Annotated in this window: 13 protein-coding genes; 7 read left to right on the top strand and 6 right to left on the bottom strand. The window is 64.9% G+C overall.

What is annotated here, in order from left to right:
* Nucleotides 1–69: 69 nt before the first annotated feature.
* Nucleotides 70–1,098 (top strand): alkaline phosphatase family protein, encoded by a 1,029-nt coding sequence (locus OH146_RS01800; protein WP_308214932.1) that lies wholly within the window; start codon nt 70–72, stop codon nt 1,096–1,098.
* A gap of 13 nt (nt 1,099–1,111) precedes the next feature.
* On the opposite strand, the gene sepH is transcribed toward OH146_RS01800, so the two are convergent.
* Nucleotides 1,112–2,239, bottom strand: a complete 1,128-nt coding sequence (gene sepH / locus OH146_RS01795) for a septation protein SepH (RefSeq protein ID WP_265156790.1) — start codon at nt 2,237–2,239, stop codon at nt 1,112–1,114.
* A gap of 201 nt (nt 2,240–2,440) precedes the next feature.
* On the opposite strand from sepH, the gene OH146_RS01790 reads away from it, so the two are divergent.
* Entirely contained in the window at nt 2,441–2,734 is a 294-nt protein-coding gene (locus OH146_RS01790) for a DUF4193 domain-containing protein (protein WP_265156788.1), read from the top strand.
* On the opposite strand, the gene OH146_RS01785 is transcribed toward OH146_RS01790, so the two are convergent.
* Nucleotides 2,709–3,164 carry a DUF3093 domain-containing protein gene (locus OH146_RS01785; protein WP_265156786.1) on the bottom strand — a complete coding sequence of 152 codons (456 nt, stop codon included), beginning with the start codon at nt 3,162–3,164 and terminating at the stop codon, nt 2,709–2,711. The genes OH146_RS01790 and OH146_RS01785 overlap by 26 nt on opposite strands.
* Nucleotides 3,165–3,219: 55 nt before the next feature.
* On the opposite strand from OH146_RS01785, the gene dut reads away from it, so the two are divergent.
* The 5 genes from dut (at nt 3,220) to dxs (ending at nt 10,098) form a co-directional block, all read left to right on the top strand.
* The gene (gene dut / locus OH146_RS01780) at nt 3,220–3,678 is read left to right on the top strand and encodes a dUTP diphosphatase (RefSeq protein ID WP_265156784.1); all 459 of its coding nucleotides are present in this window, start codon (nt 3,220–3,222) and stop codon (nt 3,676–3,678) included.
* Nucleotides 3,675–4,304, top strand: a complete 630-nt coding sequence (locus tag OH146_RS01775) for a DUF3710 domain-containing protein (RefSeq protein ID WP_265156782.1) — start codon at nt 3,675–3,677, stop codon at nt 4,302–4,304. Before dut ends, OH146_RS01775 begins: the two co-directional genes overlap by 4 nt.
* Nucleotides 4,304–5,098: a DUF3159 domain-containing protein gene (locus OH146_RS01770; protein WP_265156780.1), complete on the top strand. Its 795-nt coding sequence runs from the start codon at nt 4,304–4,306 to the stop codon at nt 5,096–5,098. Before OH146_RS01775 ends, OH146_RS01770 begins: the two co-directional genes overlap by 1 nt.
* Before the next feature lie 218 nt (nt 5,099–5,316).
* The gene (locus OH146_RS01765) at nt 5,317–8,160 is read left to right on the top strand and encodes an aconitate hydratase (protein ID WP_265160599.1); all 2,844 of its coding nucleotides are present in this window, start codon (nt 5,317–5,319) and stop codon (nt 8,158–8,160) included.
* Between the two features lie 9 nt (nt 8,161–8,169).
* Nucleotides 8,170–10,098 carry a 1-deoxy-D-xylulose-5-phosphate synthase gene (gene dxs, locus OH146_RS01760; RefSeq protein WP_265156778.1) on the top strand — a complete coding sequence of 643 codons (1,929 nt, stop codon included), beginning with the start codon at nt 8,170–8,172 and terminating at the stop codon, nt 10,096–10,098.
* A 192-nt stretch (nt 10,099–10,290) separates the two neighbouring features.
* Here the strand turns inward: dxs and qcrB are convergent, their stop codons facing one another.
* The 4 genes from qcrB to ctaE form a co-directional block, all read right to left on the bottom strand.
* A complete protein-coding gene (qcrB, locus tag OH146_RS01755; RefSeq protein WP_265156776.1) occupies nt 10,291–11,910 on the bottom strand; it encodes a cytochrome bc1 complex cytochrome b subunit in 1,620 nt (539 codons plus the stop codon).
* Nucleotides 11,907–12,980 (bottom strand): cytochrome bc1 complex Rieske iron-sulfur subunit, encoded by a 1,074-nt coding sequence (qcrA, locus tag OH146_RS01750; protein ID WP_265156774.1) that lies wholly within the window; start codon nt 12,978–12,980, stop codon nt 11,907–11,909. The genes qcrB and qcrA overlap by 4 nt, the downstream gene beginning before the upstream one ends.
* Before the next feature lie 62 nt (nt 12,981–13,042).
* Complete coding sequence (gene qcrC, locus OH146_RS01745) at nt 13,043–13,861, bottom strand: cytochrome bc1 complex diheme cytochrome c subunit (protein WP_265156773.1); 819 nt, start codon at nt 13,859–13,861, stop codon at nt 13,043–13,045.
* A gap of 77 nt (nt 13,862–13,938) precedes the next feature.
* Complete coding sequence (gene ctaE / locus OH146_RS01740) at nt 13,939–14,583, bottom strand: aa3-type cytochrome oxidase subunit III (RefSeq protein WP_265156771.1); 645 nt, start codon at nt 14,581–14,583, stop codon at nt 13,939–13,941.
* Nucleotides 14,584–14,634: the final 51 nt, after the last annotated feature.

Genomic DNA, 14,634 nt, shown 5'->3' with positions numbered 1-14,634 from the left:
CTCGCCGATGTGTTCCCAAGTCTGCGGGCATCGCTGAGGGGAGAGGCGAACCGCCTCGGGCTATCCAGGGTGCGCAGCGCAATCGTGCTGCTCGTCGACGGCCTGGGTTCGCACATGCTGGCCGCTCGTGCGGGCCATGCAAGGACGCTGTCTGGCGCCCGAGACACGCGCCTCACTTCCGGATTCCCGACGACGACCGCGTGTGCCCTCGCAACGCTGACGACGGGAAGCCCACCGGGCCTACACGGAATCGTCGGTTACACGGCCCTCGAACCTCGCAGCCGGCGCATCCTCAACCAGCTCAACGGCTGGGGCGAGACCCTCGTGCCCTCTGAGTGGCAGCGTTCGCGCACCGTTTTCGAGCAGGCTGCCGCCGAGGGAATCCCGTCGATCGCAGTGGGAGCCGCCCGCTACGAGGACTCCGGCTTCACTGAGGCAGTGCTCCGCGGCGCTGAGTATGTGATCGCCGACAGAATCTCTGACCGCCTGGAGCTCGCCCAGGTGCGCCTCGACGAGGTTGGGGGAGGTCTTGCCTACGTCTACGTGCCCGAGCTCGACCAGATCGCTCACAAGCGCGGGTGGGAATCCGAGCGCTGGCTCGCCGCGCTGGAAGACCTCGACGGCGTCGTCCGTTCGTTCATCGCTCGTGTCCGGCCAGGTGAGGGCCTTCTTGTGACGGCAGATCACGGCATGGTGGACATCCCGTCGCACCGGCACGTCCTGGTGGACAGAGAACCCGGCCTGCTCGACGGGGTGGACAGGGTTGCGGGAGAACCCCGGTGCTTGCAGCTTCACTTCGCTGAGGACTTAGGAGGGCCCGATCGCGAGGCGCTCGTCGCGCGCTGGCGCCAGTCGGAACACGCGCGGTCCTGGGTCGTGACGCGAGACGAGGCGTTGAAGGCGAACTGGTTTGGAACGAGCGTCGACGAGGCTGTGGTGCCCCGCATCGGCGACCTCTTGGTGGCGGCCCGCAAGAGGGTCGCCTACTATGACTCCCGCACCGCCTCAGATTCCGCGCTTGCCATGGTGGGGCAACACGGCTCCCTCACGGCAGAGGAGACCATTGTGCCGCTGATCCGACTCGGCGCCTTCGCCTGAGCCCCGTCTCGGGTCAGTCGTCGTCGGCCTTAGCGCCGAAGACGATGTCGTCCCAGCTCGGCATGGACACCCGTCCGCGACGCTGTCCTTTGCTACCGGTCGCCGACGTGCTCTGAGACTGCGAGCCTTTTGCTGATGAGTGATCCGGGGCGTGCGTGGTGGGTGCCGACGGCTGCGGATTCGTGTGGTCGTCGTTCTTCGAGTTGAAGCTTGAGCTCGAAGCATCCGCCTCGCTGTCGAAGTCGTCGAGCGGAATATCGATTACACGGATGCTGCCTGTCGACGGATGCGCCGATCGCGAGTCCTCGGCGTCTGAATGCGGCGGTGCCTCCCGCTCTCCACGGCGGCGGCGGAGCGCCTCCAACAGGTCTGCCGTGTTCCCCGCGTCTGACTCGGACCGGGGCTCGCGATTGATCGCGGCAGGGGAAACGCTCTGGGAACCGCGTGCGAAGGGGATGGCGTCAGCGTATGGGGCGGTGTCGCGTGGCGAAAGCTCGTCGTCAGTGAATGCTCCGCTGTCGAACCGCGTCGCGTCGGGCGTTCGCTCAGCGGGTACCGCGCGGAGGCGCGGGATGAGTGACGCCGAGACGTCCCCCTGCTGGCTTATCCGCGTCGCATCGTTGTTGATGGGCGCGAGCGTGGACTTCTTGGGGTCGAATTGCCAGCGGGCATCGTGTTCGACCTCGTTGGCGGTGAAGCCGAGCTTGACGGTCCACCCCGTCTCGGGGTCCTTCCAGCTCGCCCAGGCGACGTCGCGCGCGCCGAGTTCCTCAAGCCGCTCCTCCATAACGGCGCCGAAGGTGGAGCCGTTGAGTGGGTCTGAGTCGCTCGCGGTGTTGACCGGCACCGCTAGGGCAGCGTTCACCACGAACTGCCGCTCTGCGAGCACGGGGCCCTCGAACTTCTGGATGTACTCGATCGGCGCGCCCGTGAGCTCGGCGACATCGTGTGCCGACATCCCTGAGCGGATGTGCGACTGAATGTCCCGGGGCGCCACCTTGCGCTCACCCTGCGGGGTCGCGCTTCGCCGACGCAGCAGGGCGTAGGTCTCCGCGTCGAGCGGGATCCGATAGCGGCTGCCATCCTCCGCGGTTGCGAGGAGAGCGTCATCCTCTACTCCAGTGACTCTCAGGTCATGCATGCTGATCGCCTCTCAGGCCGTCGCGATTTCGCCTCTAGATTCTCACGGGCGTGCCCGAATTGGGGGAATAGAGAGGGCGTGCCGCGAGTTGTCTCATGCCGTGATCGCGCGGCGCGCGGGCTCGTTTGCTATTCAGAATCGAATGAGGCAAACTGTCGCCGCCGATTGAGACGCATCGGCATACACCAAGACTGGATGGGCATGGCAACCGACTACGACGCACCGCGTAAGACCGACGATGACTCGGAGAGCATCGAGGCTCTGAAGGAGCGTGTGCCGGACAAGATGTCGGGCGTCGTGGACTCCGATGACGCGGACAACCCGGGTGGCTTCGAGCTGCCGGGTGCTGACCTGTCCGACATGGACCTCGATGTCGTCGTGCTCCCGCCCCAGGCCGACGAGTTCACCTGTGTGAGCTGCTTCCTCGTCAAGCACCGTTCACAGATCGATCACCAGGAGAAGCTCGGGCCTATCTGCCTCGAGTGCGCGGCCTGATCGCCTCCACAGCCTCTTTCAACTGTCGCGGTCGCCGAGTCGACACGAGCCAATAGGGCGCCGGGTCGACCTGGTCCGTGACCTCGACGCGTACGACGGGCGAGATACCGCCGCGGATGGCGAGCCAGGCGCGCGCGTCGAGTCGAACACTGCGCTCCGCCGTCGCCTCCACTCCCTCGAAGAAGAGAACCTCTCCAATGGCGTCGGCGGGCAGTCGGGCGACGCCGACGCTGAGGCCTTCGTCGTCGACACGGATCCGGGGGGAGCGCGCCAGCAGCACACCGGTCGCCGCGAGGTAGAAGGCGATCGCCATCACGACACCGACCGCGGGGTCGATGGGCAGAAACACGATGAGCGTGGCGGGTATGAGTAGAACGAGCGCCACGAGCAATCCGGGGGACGGCCATAGTCGCTCCTGAAAGTGGATCATGACCCCATTCGACCAGACTTTCCAGACCGCCCGCACACTGCACTACCCTCATCACGTGGTCGAATCCCTCGAGATACCGCTCGTTGGCGAGTACGCGCCGAGCTATGCCCATCCCGGCGATGCCGGCGCCGACTTGAGAGCAGCGGAGTCGGTTGTGCTTGACCCGGGGAACCGTGCGACGATCGGGACGGGCGTTTCGATTGCGCTTCCTCTGGGGTACGCGGCCTTCGTGGTGCCCCGGAGCGGGCTCGCGTCGAGACACGGCATCACGATCGTCAACAGCCCGGGCACGGTCGATGCCGGTTATCGTGGTGAACTGCGCGTGACCCTCCTCAATACGGATGCGCAGCATCCATTCCACGTCGAGGTGGGTGACCGCATAGCCCAGCTCGTGATCATGCCGGTGGCGCAGGCGACGTTCGTCCCGGTCGCTCATCACGACGAGACGGACCGCGGGACGTCTGGTTTCGGGTCCACGGGATATCGGTCGAGCGAACAAGGAGTGAGCGAGTGACGGACACGACGAACGGCGACAACGTGGCGCAGGCCAAGTCAGCGCCTGCTGACCGCGCGACCACAGGCCCTCTCGATGACAGCGAAGCGAACGCGGTGCGCCCCTACGTTGATCTTGGAGGCATCAAGCTCCTGCCGCGTGAGGGCCTGCAGTTGCGGCTCGAAGTGGAGGAGGGAAGCAAGCGCGTTGTCGCAGTGGGTCTCGACTATGCCGGCTCGAGCCTCCAGGTTCAGCCATTCGCTGCGCCTCGATCGACCGGGCTGTGGCACGAGATCCGGCAGCAGATCGCCGAACAGATCGCCAAGCAGGGCGGTACAACCAAGCTGACCGCGGGGACCTTCGGCCCCGAGCTGCTGGCCGAGATTCCCGCAACTGGTGGGGGACAGGCCGGGTCGAAGCGTCTCGCTCGCTTCATTGGCGTCGACGGTCCCCGCTGGTTCCTCCGCGGCGTCATCGCGGGCGACGCTGTCGTCGATCAGGAGGCGTCCGCAAAGATCGAGGATCTGTTCAGGAGCATCGTCGTCGTCCGCGGGTCGACTCCCATGCCGCCGCGCGATCTCATCCCACTGCAGATGCCTCGCACCGGCACTGGGGGCGGCCCGGCCGGATCCGCCTCCGCTGGCTGATGGTGGAAGAGACGCCTTTCCGCAGAGGGCAGCCACACGACGACGGAGACGCAGCGCCTTCGACGGAGAGCACCGCAGAGCCGTCGGCACGGGAGCAGTTCCGAGACGGCCTCGGCCAGGCGGCGCGCAACGCTGGCATCGGAGCGGTCGCACCCGGCGAGGTGCCGTCGGCCTCAGCACTGCTCGCGGCTGTCGGGGGAGTGCGAGGTCTCGTCGAGTCGATACTCCCCGGCCTGGGATTCCTTATCGTCTACACAGCCACGGGCGAGGTTGTGCCCTCGGTGCTTGCCCCACTTGCGGTTGCCCTGATCTTCGTCGCTGCGCGAGCGATGACCAGGTCCATGGTGACCCCTGCCATTGCTGGCCTCGTCGGGATCGGCGTCTCGGCAGCCCTCGCCCTGCTGACGGGAAGGGCAGAGGACAACTTCGTGCCCGGGCTTATCGTCAATGCGGTCTCGGTCACAGTCCTGCTTGCGTCAATCGCATTCCGCTGGCCAGCTATCGGAGTCATCGTCGGTCTGCTCGCGAACGAGCCGAGTGAATGGCGTGGCAATCGGGCGAAGCGCCGGGTGTTCACAGTCGCGACCTGGCTTTGGGTAGGGCTGTTCTCGGCACGTCTTCTCGTGCAAGCCCCTCTCTACTTCGCCGAGCAGACCGAAGCACTTGCCGCGACCAAGCTCGTGATGGGCGTGCCGCTCTACGCGGGCATGCTGTGGGTCACGTGGCTTCTCGTTCGTACGGTTTATAAGGGCGACTCGGATGCTGCGGAGCGACGCGCATCCGGCACGCCCTAGCTGCCAAGAACGAGCGTGGCGCTCACGGGGGTGACCACACCATCGTGGTATATTTATCTCGACATCGAGATAAATTTCTCTGCCTCCGGACATGCCGCTGACCAGCTTCAGACTTAGGCTTGCCTTGCTGGTGGCGATCGGCGATCGCTACAAGGATTGGCTGTGAACGTGCGCCGATGAGGGCACGCCGGACAGAGCTCAGCAAGGGAGTCGACGCCATGTCGTCAGTAAACAGCTTCGGATCACGGGACACCCTCTCGGTCGGCTCGACCGACTACGAGGTCTTCCGGCTCGACACGGTCGCCGGACACGAGAAGCTTCCATTCAGCCTCAAGGTGCTGCTCGAGAACCTCCTTCGCACCGAGGACGGTGCGAATGTCACGAAGGAGCAGATCGAGGCACTCGGCTCCTGGGACCCCTCTGCGGAGCCTGACACCGAGATCCAGTTCACGCCGGCCCGTGTTGTCATGCAGGACTTCACCGGTGTTCCCTGCATCGTCGACCTCGCGACCATGCGCGAAGCGGTCGCCGATCTTGGCGGTGACCCCGAGCGCATCAACCCTCTCTCGCCCGCCGAGCTGGTGATTGACCACTCCGTCATCGCCGACCTCTTCGGCACGCCCAACGCGCTCGAGCGCAATGTCGAGATCGAGTACGAGCGCAACGGTGAGCGCTATCAGTTCCTCCGCTGGGGCCAGACCGCGTTTGAGGACTTCAAGGTCGTGCCCCCGGGCACGGGCATCGTGCACCAGGTGAACATTGAGCACCTCGCGAAGGTGACCTACAGCCGCACGGTCGATGGCACGCTCCGCGCCTACCCCGACACCTGCGTTGGCACTGACTCGCACACCACCATGGTCAACGGGCTCGGCGTTCTCGGCTGGGGAGTCGGCGGCATCGAGGCCGAGGCGGCCATGCTCGGACAGCCCGTCTCGATGCTCATCCCGCGGGTTGTCGGCTTCAAGCTCAGTGGCGCGATCCCGACGGGCGTCACGGCCACGGATGTCGTGCTCACCATCACCGACATGCTGCGCAAGCACGGCGTCGTCGGCAAGTTCGTCGAGTTCTACGGCGAGGGCGTCGCGGAGGTGCCGCTCGCAAACCGCGCGACCATCGGCAACATGAGCCCCGAGTTCGGCTCGACGGCCGCCATGTTCCCCATCGACGAGGTCACCCTCGACTACCTCCGCCTCACGGGCCGCAGCGAAGAGCAGGTCGCTCTCGTGGAGGCGTACTCGAAGCTGCAGAAGCTCTGGCACGACCCCTCCGTGGAGCCCGTCTTCAGCGAGTACCTGGAACTCGACCTCGCGACCGTCGTCCCCTCGATCGCGGGCCCGAAGCGCCCTCAGGACCGTATCGAGCTCAGCTCCGCGAAGGACCAGTTCGAGATCGACCTGAACAACTACGCCTCGGCGGGGCACACGCGTGTCGACCAGGCCGTCGAAGGCACGTTCCCGGCGTCGGACCCGATCGGCTTCACGCCGCAGGACGAGGGTTTCACCCACCAGCATGACAACTCGGAGGTGAGCCACCAGCACGACCGAGAGACCCTCACAAGCCATGCGCCCGCCGTCTCGCACCCGACCCCGGTGACGATGGCCGACGGTTCGACCTTCACGATCGACCACGGTGCGGTCAGCATCGCGGCGATCACGTCGTGCACCAACACCTCCAACCCCTCCGTCATGCTGGCCGCGGGCCTGCTCGCTCGCAACGCGGCGAAGCGCGGACTGAAGGCAAAGCCGTGGGTCAAGACAACCCTCGCGCCCGGCTCGAAGGTGGTCACGGACTACTACGAGAAAGCAGGGCTCACGGAGGACTTGGAGGCCCTCGGTTTCTACACGGTCGGGTATGGCTGCACGACCTGTATCGGCAACTCCGGTCCACTCGCCGAGGAGATCTCGGAGGCGATCAACAATAATGATCTCGCCGTGACCGCCGTCCTCTCGGGCAACCGCAACTTCGAGGGTCGCATCAACCCCGACGTCAAGATGAACTACCTCGCGAGCCCGCCGCTCGTCATCGCCTACGCTCTGGCCGGCTCGATGAACTTCGACTTCGAGAAGGACTCCCTCGGCCGCGACAGCGACGGCAATGAGGTCTTCCTGAAGGACATCTGGCCCGACGCTGCAGAGGTCCAGGCGACGATCGACAGTTCGATCGACACCGACATGTTCAACACGCAGTACGCCTCCGTGTTCGAGGGTGACGAGCGCTGGCGTTCGCTTCCGACTCCCGCCGGATCGACCTTCGAGTGGGATTCCGAGTCGACGTATGTGCGTAAGCCCCCGTACTTCGAAGGCATGACGCTCGAGACCTCGCCGGTGAGCGACATCGAGGGAGCGCGGGTGCTCGCCAAGCTGGGCGACTCCGTCACGACGGACCACATCAGCCCTGCGGGTTCCATCAAGGCGGACAGCCCCGCCGGTCGTTACCTGCTGGAGCACGGCGTCGACCGCAAGGACTTCAACTCCTACGGATCGCGCCGAGGCAACCACGAGGTCATGATCCGCGGCACGTTCGCGAACATCCGACTCAAGAACCAGCTCCTCGACGGTGTTGAGGGCGGCTACACGCGTGACTTCACTCAGGCGGATGCTCCGCAGACGTTCATCTACGACGCTTCGCAGAACTACCAGGCTCAGGGCACTCCGCTCGTGATCCTCGGCGGTAAGGAGTACGGTTCTGGGTCCTCGCGCGACTGGGCGGCGAAGGGCACGAGTCTTCTCGGGGTCAAGGCGGTCATCACGGAGAGCTTCGAGCGCATCCACCGCTCCAACCTCATCGGTATGGGCGTCGTTCCGCTGCAGTTCCCTGCCGGTGAGAACGCCGAATCGCTGGGGCTTGACGGCACAGAGATCATCAGTATCGCCGGCCTCACGGAGCTCAACGAGGGCCGCACCCCGCGCACCGTCAAGGTCACCGCGGCGCCCAGTGACCACTCGCCTGAGGGCAAGGAGACGGTCGAGTTCGATGCGGTCGTGCGAATCGACACTCCGGGCGAGGCCGACTACTACCGTAATGGCGGCATCCTGCAGTACGTGCTCAGGAGCCTCGTCTAGGCTTCTGTCATGAGCCTTCTCGAGACCATTCGCGGTCCTCGTGATCTCGACGGACTCTCCCTCGACCAGCTTTCGGAGCTGGCGGGGGAGGTCCGTCGCTTCCTCGTCACGGAGGTCTCGAAAACCGGCGGTCACCTTGGACCCAATCTGGGCGTTGTCGAACTGACGATCGCCCTGCACCGGGTTTTCCACTCGCCCCAGGACCCCATCATCTTCGATACCGGGCATCAGTCATACGTGCATAAGCTCCTCACGGGGCGCCAGGATTTCAGTCGTCTCCGTCAGCGTGGCGGGCTAGCCGGCTACCCGCAGCGTTCGGAGTCCGTGCACGACGTTGTGGAGAGTTCGCACGCCTCGAGCTCCCTGTCGTGGGCCGACGGTGTGTCACGAGCCTTTGAAATGTCGGGGCAGGACGACCGGCATGTGGCTGTCGTCGTCGGCGACGGCGCGTTGACGGGCGGTATGACGTGGGAGGCCCTCAACAACATCAGCGACGACAACGCGCGCAATCTCGTGATCATCGTCAACGACAATGGCCGGTCGTATGCCCCGACCATCGGGGGGATGGCCCGCTTCCTCAACGATGTCCGTACGCGTCGCACGTATCGCACACTTCACCTCGGCAGTCGCCAGCTCTTCGACCGCCTTGGACCGCCAGCTCGCGCTGTCTACCGCGGCGTGCGAGGCGGCCTGCACGGCTTTCTGAGCCGGTTCACCAACAACGAGGCGCTTTATTCGAACCTCGACATTAAGTACTTGGGCCCGATTGACGGCCATGATGTGGGAGCGCTCGAACAAGCCCTGCGTCAGGCCAAACAGTATGCGGCGCCCGTCATAGTGCACGTGATCACGCAGAAGGGGAGAGGCTACGAGCCCGCCCTCGCGGACGAGGCTGACCAGTTCCACGCGGTAGGCCAGATCGATCCTGAGACCGGGGAGCCGGTGGAAAGCGCAGCAGCTCCCTCGTGGACCTCGGTGTTTGCGGACGAGGTCGTCGCCATCGCGGATGAAAATCCTCGCGTTGTGGGAATCACCGCCGCCATGCTGCGGCCAGTGGGGCTGCACAAGATGGCTGCGAAACATCCGGATCGCGTGCTCGACGTCGGCATTGCGGAGCAGCACGCGGTGACGTCCGCTGCGGGCCTCGCGTTCGGCGGGCTTCATCCCGTGGTGGCGGTCTATGCCACGTTCATGAACCGTGCCTTCGACCAGGTGCTGATGGATGTCGCCCTGCACAAGGCGGGCGTCACCTTCGTGCTCGACCGCGCCGGCGTGACCGGTCCTGACGGGCCGAGCCACCACGGAATGTGGGATCTTGCGATTCTTCAAGTGGTGCCCGGCATTCGATTGAGCGCGCCGCGCGATGCGACTCGTCTCCGCGAGCAGCTGCGTGAGGCCGTCGCGATCGAGGATGCGCCGACCGTCGTCCGCTTCTCGAAGGGCAGTGTGGGCACTGAGGTAGAAGCGCTTCGCCGCACAGACGACGGCGTCGATGTGCTCGTCGAGGCCGAGCATCCGGATGTCCTCATCATGACTGTGGGCCCGATGGCCGAGATCGGACTGGATGTGGCCGCACGCCTCGAACAGCAAGGGATCGGAGCCACGGTCGTTGACCCGCGGTGGGTCGTCCCCATTCCCGCGAGCATTATCGAGTTGTCGGCGAAGCACCGGATCGTGATCTCGATCGAGGATGGCGTACGCGTCGGCGGCGTGGGTACTCGCCTGCGGCAGGACCTTCGCGCGGCCGGCGTCGACACGGCGGTGACCGAACTGGGCCTTCCCGACGAGTTCCTTGACCATGCCTCGAGGGCACAGATCCTCGAAGAGGTGGGGCTCACCCCACAGCAGATCGCGCGCGATGTCGTCGCTCAGGTGCTCGGAAGCAAGATTCCTGTCGCGCGACAGCAGCAGCCGCACGAGGCCGCACACAAGAACTAGTGCCTCAGCCACGCCTGCGACAAATCCCACGGGCCCGCAAGCAACGCCATGCCTGCGCCACACACGCAACGGGGGACGTGGCTCGCGCACAACGCCGACTCGAACTAGCCGACTCTAAATGGGTGAGAGCCACATAAAAGGATGAGGGCCCCGCAGCTGCAGCTGCGGGGCCCTCATTCACTCCTCTGCGGGCTAGTGGTGCCCGCCCTGCTCAAGCTCGCCCTTGGTGGCGGGGGAGATGCGGTCCTCGAAGAACCAGCGCGAGAGAGCTGCACGCATGCGCATTCCCAATGTGATGCGGCCCTGGTCGTTGGGGCGAATCATGAGCGGGGCGTAGTCCTCGTAGCTCACCAGACGCCAGCGCTCGTACTCCGAGACGGGCTGATGGACCTCGACGTACTCGCCGCCGGGGAGGCGGACGATACGCCCGGACTCGTAGCCGTGGAGAGCGATCTCGCGATCCTTCTTCTGGAGTGCAAGGCACACGCGCTTCGTGACGAGGAACGCGATGAGCGGGCCAAGGAACAGCAGCGCCTGAAGCGTGTGGATGACACCCTCGATCGAGAGGCGGAAGTGAGTCGCCATGAGGTCGGAGCTCGCTGCTGCCCACAGCACGGCGTAGAAGGTAACGCCGGCGGCGCCAATGGCGGTGCGGGTCGGGGCGTTGCGGGGACGCTCGGCAATGTGGTGCTCACGCTTGTCACCCGTGACCCACGCCTCGATGAAGGGGTAGATCGCGACGATGACGATGAAGAGCCCGAGGATCGCGACCGGAACGAGGATGTTGAACGAGAAGGTCCAACCCCAGAGGACGAACTCCCACCCTGGCGGCACGAGGCGCAGTGCGCCGTCCGCGAAGCCGATGTACCAGTCAGGCTGGGTGCCTGCAGAGACGGGGGAGGGGTCGTAGGGGCCGTAGTTCCAAATCGGGTTGATCTGGAAGAACGAGGCGATGAGCACGAGGACGCCGAAGACGACGAAGAAGAACCCGCCGGCCTTCGCGGCGAACACCGGCATGACCGGGACGCCGACGACGTTTTCGTTCGTTCGGCCGGGGCCCGCGAACTGCGTGTGCTTGTTGATCACCATCAAGAGGAGGTGCAAGCCGAGAGCCGCGATGAGGATGGCGGGAAGCAACATGATGTGCAGCACAAAGAGCCGCGGGATCACTACGAGACCGGGGAACTCACCGCCGAAGAGAAGATAGGAGATCCAGGTGCCGACGATCGGAAAGCCCTTGAGCATGCCGTCGATGATGCGGAGACCGTTGCCGGACAGAAGGTCATCGGGGAGCGAGTACCCAGTGAAGCCCTCCGCCATCGCAAGGATGAAGAGCACAAATCCGATGACCCAGTTGATCTCGCGCGGCTTGCGGAATGCACCCGTGAAGAACACGCGGAGCATGTGCAGTCCGATGGAGGCCACGAACAGAAGGGCGGCCCAGTGATGCACCTGCCGCATGAGAAGGCCGCCGCGGATGTCGAACGAGATGTCGAGGGTCGACGCCATGGCGGCCGACATCTCGATTCCCCTGAGTGGGGCGTAGGAACCCTCATAGTGCACGTGCGACATCGAAGGGTCGAAGAAGAACGTGAGGAAGGTGCCCGAGATGAGGATGACGACGAAGCTATAGAGCGCGACCTCGCCCAGCATGAAGGACCAATGGTCGGGGAAGATCTTGCGTCCGAGCTCCCTGACGGCGCCGGAGATGCTCGTGCGCTCGTCGATGTAGCTCGCGGCCGCATTCGTGAAGCGCATGCCTCGGCCTACAGGCTTCGCTGCTGTCGTCGTAGCGGAAGTGGTGGTGGTCATGCGGAACGCTCCCAGAAGCTAGGTCCGACGGGCTCGTGGAAGTCGCTCTGGGCCACAAGGTAACCCTCGGAGTCGACAGCAATGGGCAGTTGGGGCAGGGGGCGCTTGGCCGGGCCGAAGATGACCTCGCAGTGGTTCGCTACGTCGAACTCCGACTGGTGGCACGGGCACAGGAGGTGGTGAGTGTGCTGCTCGTAGAGCGCCACGGGACAACCGACGTGCGTGCAGATCTTCGAGTAGGCGACGATGCCGTCGTAGGACCAGTCCTTGCGGTCCTCGGCCTCATTGAGTTCCTCGGGATCGAGGCGCATGAGGAGGACAGCAGCCTTGGCCTTCTCGTCGAGCGGGTGCTCCGCTTCTTCGAGTCCCTCGGGGATTACATGGAAAACCGAGCCGATCGTGACATCCGCAGCCCTAATGGGGGCGCCTGAAGGGTCCAGAGTGAGTCGTGTGCCCTCGTCCCACATCGTGTGCTTGAACAGCGTCGCCGGGTTTTCAGCGGGAGCGAGATCGCGGAACATCACGATCGCGGGGAGCGGAAAGACCGCGAGGGCGCCGATGAGGCTATTGCGAATGAGCTTGCGTCGCGTGAAGCCCGACTCCTCATTGCCGAGTGTGAAGACGCGAGCAGCGGCGGCACGTGTCTCCTCGGTACCCCGCGTGCTGTGCCGCATCTCGACGTGCTCGTGGTTGCTCATCAGGTTCTTAGCCCAATAGATCGCACCGATTCCCAGCGGAATCAGGGCGAGGGTGATGCCAAGACCGAGGAACAGCGTGTTGAGTCGCACCGAAAGCATGTCGCCCGGAACGATGGGGAACACGATGTAGGCAACGATCGCGAAGATGCTGCCGAGGATGGAGACCAGGAAGAGGCCGCCGACACGACGCGTGGCTTGCCGCTCCTTGGCTGGGTCGACGTCCGTGACACGCGGCTGGTGCGGGGGGAGCCCCGGATTGGTGAACGCGTCCGAGGCGACGACGGCCGTGCCTGACGAGGCTTTGGGAGCCCCGTGATTCTCGACAGCCGAGCCGGCAGCGGCGGAAGACTCGCCGTTGTCCTGCTTTGCCATTCTCTTCCCTTCGATTGGCACGCTGTGTGGTGCGGTGTGACTGAGTGCGGGGGTGTCAGTGCCTAGTTGGCGCGCGCGGCGATCCACACCGTCACGCCGACAACGGCACCGAGACCGAAGATCCACATGAAGAGGCCCTCCGAGACAGGGCCGAGGCTGCCGAGGCCGAAGCCGCCGACATTCGGAGTCTCCTCCATGTACTTGAGGTAGGCGATGATGTCGGCCTTGTCTTCGGGGGAGAGGTTGAGGTCGTTGAACACGGGCATGTTCTGCGGACCGGTGATCATCGCCTCGTAGATGTGCTTCGGCTCGACGCCCATAAGAGCCGGTGCCCACTTGCCCTCCGTGAGGGCACCACCGGCGCCGGCGACGTTGTGGCACATCGCGCAGTTGATACGGAACAGCTCGCCACCGTTCGCGAGGTCGGCCTCGCCCTCGAAGAGGGACTCATCGGGCACCTCCGGCCCGGGAGCGAGAGACGCGACGTAGGCGGCGAGAGCGTCGATCTGCTCCTCTGTGAACTGGACCGGCTTTTGCTCGGCCTGCGGACCCTGTGCGGCCATCGGCATACGACCCGTGCCAACCTGGAAGTCGACAGCGGCGGCACCGACGCCGTGGAGGCTCACTCCCTCGCCGGTACCCTCGGCGTTGGCGCCATGGCAGCTTGCACAGTTCGCCGCGAAAAGCGCTTCGCCCTCCTCGACGAGTTGCTGCTGCACGATCGCCGTGTTTGCAGTCCCAGCCGTCGCCGTCGACGTGAAGAGTGCATACGCGCCACCGGTCGTGACGAGGCCCGCGAGAATCAGTGCGACGCTCGCGAGAGGATGACGGCGCCCTGCTCGCGTGCGACGGCGATCCTTGGTGGTCGAGTCAATTCCCATGGTGCTGTGGTCTTCCCGTTCTTTCAGCGAGCTGCGGTTGTGGTGGATGCCGCCGCGCTGCGCCGACACCGTGATGCCTATTTGAGGACGTAGATGACCAGGAAGAGCCCGATCCAGACCACGTCCACGAAGTGCCAGTAGTAGGAGACGACGATCGCGGAGGTCGCCTCCTTGTGACCGAAGCGCGTCACGGCGTACGCGCGACCGATGATGAGGAGGAACGCGATGAGGCCGCCGAGAACGTGGAGTCCGTGGAAACCAGTCGTGATGTAGAAGGCGGACCCATAGGAATGCGAGGTGAGGCCGATGTACTCGCTCACGAGCGTCGCATACTCGAAGACCTGGCCGATCACGAAGAGCGCGCCCATGACGAAGGTCGCCCAGAACCACTCGACCATTCCCCACTTTGTGAACTGGAGCAGCGAGCCGGTGCGTCTCGGCTGCAGGCGCTCTGCCGCGAAGACGCCGAACTGGGCTGTGAACGAGGACGCAACCAGGATGATCGTGATGGTGAGAGCAAAGGGCACATTGAGAATCGCCGTCTCCGAAGCCCACAGCTCAGGTGAGGTACCGCGCAGAGTGAAGTAGATGGCGAAGAGGCCTGCGAAGAACATGACCTCGCTGCCGAGCCAGACGATCGTGCCGACCGCGACGACGTTCGGCCTGTTCACGACAGGCGCTCCAGGGGCGTGGGAGAGAGAGGTGCTGGTCACAAGTCCCATTATGGCCGATATTCGGAGGCGGGGTTGCCATCCGCGGGGGCGCGCCGCCTG

The sequence above is a fragment of the Homoserinimonas sedimenticola genome, from assembly GCF_026094475.1.
GTDB lineage: Bacteria > Actinomycetota > Actinomycetes > Actinomycetales > Microbacteriaceae > Homoserinimonas > Homoserinimonas sedimenticola.
This window is presented reverse-complemented; position numbering and strand designations above follow the sequence as displayed.